Below are 3411 nucleotides of genomic sequence, written 5' to 3'. Positions count from 1 at the left end.
CTTCTTTTGTTGTAAATCTTTCTTTAAACGTCTGTCTATCAATGTTTTTTAGTATCCTCATCGTTCCTGAATTTGAATACAATTTACAAAATAATATACTCATATACAACTATTTGTGAACTAAATGGGTAACCCTATTGTTTAATACTGAATTCACCTCTGCTAAAGAAAGTAGTGACCCAAGATAAGTATCGAGCATTTGCTGTAAACCTAGAGGCACATTGGCACCGAGGTGTGGTGAATCGAAGGAAACATAATGCTCAACTCTATGGTCCTCTCCTTCATGTTCCATTTTTGCTAATGCATACTTTATAATTAATCCACCCATACTCACACCTAAAGCATCTATCCTGTTTATCGATCCGTTTTCTTCTAGCTCTAAATTTATAGTTTCAATTAATTTAATAAACAATTCCGCATTCTTTTCTATTTCCATGGTGTTTTTATCAAGGTCTAAGATGATAACATCATAATTATAATCCCATATTAGATTGTCAACAAAATCAAAGGGTTCATCAACTTGTCTTCTTACAAGATCTGCATCTTGCATACCCAGTGGATCAAAACCCTCGCAAACAATAAATGGTTTCATAAGTACACCATCATTTTCCCTCTCTCCATACCAAATAGAGCACTCACCTTTTATGGTTTTATTTTCGTTATTCTCATTGATATTCACAATAACTTCGAACGTATCATCCTGAGCATGCAAAACTGATAGTTGATACAAAAAAATTAGAAGTATTATATAAAATGCCTTATTTTTCATTTTTTATATGATTTATTAATTCATACTGTTGATCATCATTGAAAACAATTTTTACCAAGCCCATGCCTTTCTTCACATAGGTTTTCCTTACACCTCTATTGTGTGTAGAATCAGTTATAAATTCATAAACATTTTGAAGATCCTGATTAGCAATTTCTATTTCTTCAATTAGCGAACTCCTTCTTAGATCAAATAATGCATGTATAGAAGGTTTTTCCTCAATTCCTGATGATAACCCGCTCACACTCCATAACACAAATATATCAGAATCCGACTTTTCCAAAAAAAACGGAGACTCTAACACATCATCTACTTCAATCGTCCTTAAGTTCACCTGAATGCCTGATAAACAACTTGAAAAGCAAAACTCTCCCGGATCTTTTTTATCTAATTCTTCCTCTCTATAGTTATAAACCCTAAATTTTAAAACAGAATCTATTTCAAAATTTTTAAATATCAGGGTGTCATTATTTTTATATGGAATCCATTGTCTTTCGTCACTAGAAATATCCGGGCATGTACGCTTCTTACAACAACTATTAAACAAAACAATTAATATCGCAAGAATACTTAAAACAAATAAAAATCTATAGTTTTTCATAGCTTGTGATTATATTTACTGGTTCTAGAATAATACTATCGTTTAATATAGGTCTTTTCAATAATAATGTAGAAAAACTATTCTCAGTTATTTCTGTTATTGTTAGTGTATCGTTACCATTAATGGGATTCTCCACAATCAACAGATCATTTGAAAGCTCGAAATTGGCTGAGGATGTACTTCTACAAGATCCTGCAAGAGTTAAGTTTGCTTCATCAACAAAACTAATTACAGTGGAGTACATACAGGTATTGTCGGCATCCACAAACAACTCACCTTCAATACTTAAAGACACCACCTGCCAATTATGCCCTATTAGTATTTGGCTATAATTTTGAGCTTTAATACCTAAAACTATTCCAAGCCCAAATACAATTAATATAATTTTTTTCATAATTAACTATTTAAAGTTTGTTTGTAAGATTCTTAAGCTCATTAATTTCTTTTTGTTGCTTTTCCATCGATTTTTGTTGTTCAATCATCAATAAAGTAATCTCTTCAATTTTTTGTAATAAGATAGTATTTATTTCAACTAAATCAAGCCCTTCTTTTGCAACTGTCTCAGCAGAAGGCACACCAGGCAAATGTTTGTTTTCTTTTACAAATGATTCTATTTCCAATAAATCGGGTAATATATAATTATCTGCAAAAACAAAATCGGGCCAAGCAGGCCAATCATTTTCACTTCTTACTACTACTCTTGTACAACCGATAGTTCCCCCAACAGCTAAAGTATAATCTGAAGGTGTTTGAGTAGTTCCAATAGCAAGACAGTTATTTGCACCATAAAGTTTCGGACCATTACTTCCTAATTTTATAGCTCCAATTGTATTATCCTGAATGCCATAAACCCCTAATGTATTTGCATTTTCAACATCTGTAAGATAAGAATCATTCCCTACATTTAATAAAGGATAACCTGCTGGATGAATATCAGCCAAATCAAGTGATGCACTTGGACTTGTAGTCCCTATTCCAACACTACCATTATAGTAAGCTACATTAGCATCACCACTCCATATTCCAACACCATTTAGTGTCCCTGGGGCTACCCAAGAAGCATTTCCACTAGCATCAGATTGTAAGATTTTGCCCCCCAAATCACTTCCATTTGTCATTTGAAAACCTGAGGTTTTTGTAGTTCCATTTACATTTATACCACCCTGTGTAATAATATCTCCTCTTACATCTAAATCATCCTGTGCAACAATTCCTCCATTTACTTCCAACTTAGCCGTAGGATTATCAACTCCAATACCAACTCTTCCAGACGAAGAAATAGCTATTCCTTGAATTAATCCTTTACCTGGAGGGTTGAAATTTGAAAGGATTTTAAATGTCTTTGCTGTATTATAGCTTCCAAAAGTAATTTGCGATAAACCTGTGCCAAATTGCAATTTCCCGGCAACACTAATGTCTTCACTAACATCTAAGCTTTGCGCAATCTCCACATTATCATTAGCAAAAATTTCACCAGTAACAGTCAAGGTATTGTTTATTTTTGCTGTTCCATCCACATCCAATTTAGCACTTGGTGAATCCGTTCCAATACCTACACGGTTATTAGCATCTATTGTTATAATATTGGTTTGTGTTCCGGCTGGAGGAGGCTCAACTCCTTTACCAAATACATTTTTAGAAATCTGGAAAATACTATTCGAACTTTCTCCATATACTAACTTATTGGTACTACCTATCATTTTTATACCATCCTCCACTTGGATAGTCCCATTAACATGTAATTTCTCTTGAGGACTTGAGATACCAATCCCCACATTACCACTTGATCTATAAATATTCAAACCTGAAGTTACCCAAGGAGAAACCGTTCCTCCGCCACCTGAACCAAAATCCAAATTATTTTGCATATAGTTTTTTAAATCGGAGATTTTTGTGCTTTTCAATTGAGAACCAGATCTTGCAAAGATTAATTTATCCGTTGAAGAAAGCGAAGAAGTATAAGTCTGCACTTCAATTGCTGAGACATTAAGCCAAGTATCACCATCTCCATCGGATCCAACCATACCTGTATGGGCAGGAT

General features: G+C 33.7%; 3 protein-coding genes and 1 pseudogene. All 4 read right to left on the bottom strand.

What is annotated here, in order from left to right; all coding sequences use genetic code 11:
• Nucleotides 1–109 precede the first annotated feature (109 nt).
• Nucleotides 110–769: a triacylglycerol lipase gene (locus tag HNS40_RS21850; RefSeq protein WP_172284840.1), complete on the bottom strand. Its 660-nt coding sequence runs from the start codon at nucleotides 767–769 to the stop codon at nucleotides 110–112.
• The gene (locus tag HNS40_RS21845) at nucleotides 759–1370 is read right to left on the bottom strand and encodes a hypothetical protein (protein ID WP_172284839.1); all 612 of its coding nucleotides are present in this window, start codon (nucleotides 1368–1370) and stop codon (nucleotides 759–761) included. The genes HNS40_RS21850 and HNS40_RS21845 overlap by 11 nt, the downstream gene beginning before the upstream one ends.
• Nucleotides 1357–1764: a hypothetical protein gene (locus HNS40_RS21840; RefSeq protein WP_172284838.1), complete on the bottom strand. Its 408-nt coding sequence runs from the start codon at nucleotides 1762–1764 to the stop codon at nucleotides 1357–1359. The genes HNS40_RS21845 and HNS40_RS21840 overlap by 14 nt, the downstream gene beginning before the upstream one ends.
• 10 nt (nucleotides 1765–1774) lie before the next feature.
• A pseudogene (locus HNS40_RS21835) lies at nucleotides 1775–3411 on the bottom strand (hypothetical protein); the annotation flags it as partial.

This window comes from Lentimicrobium sp. S6, assembly GCF_013166635.1.
In the GTDB taxonomy this organism is placed as follows: domain Bacteria; phylum Bacteroidota; class Bacteroidia; order Bacteroidales; family UBA12170; genus UBA12170.
The sequence above is the reverse complement of the archived record's forward strand: the minus strand, read 5'-3'. Positions and strand labels throughout refer to the sequence as shown.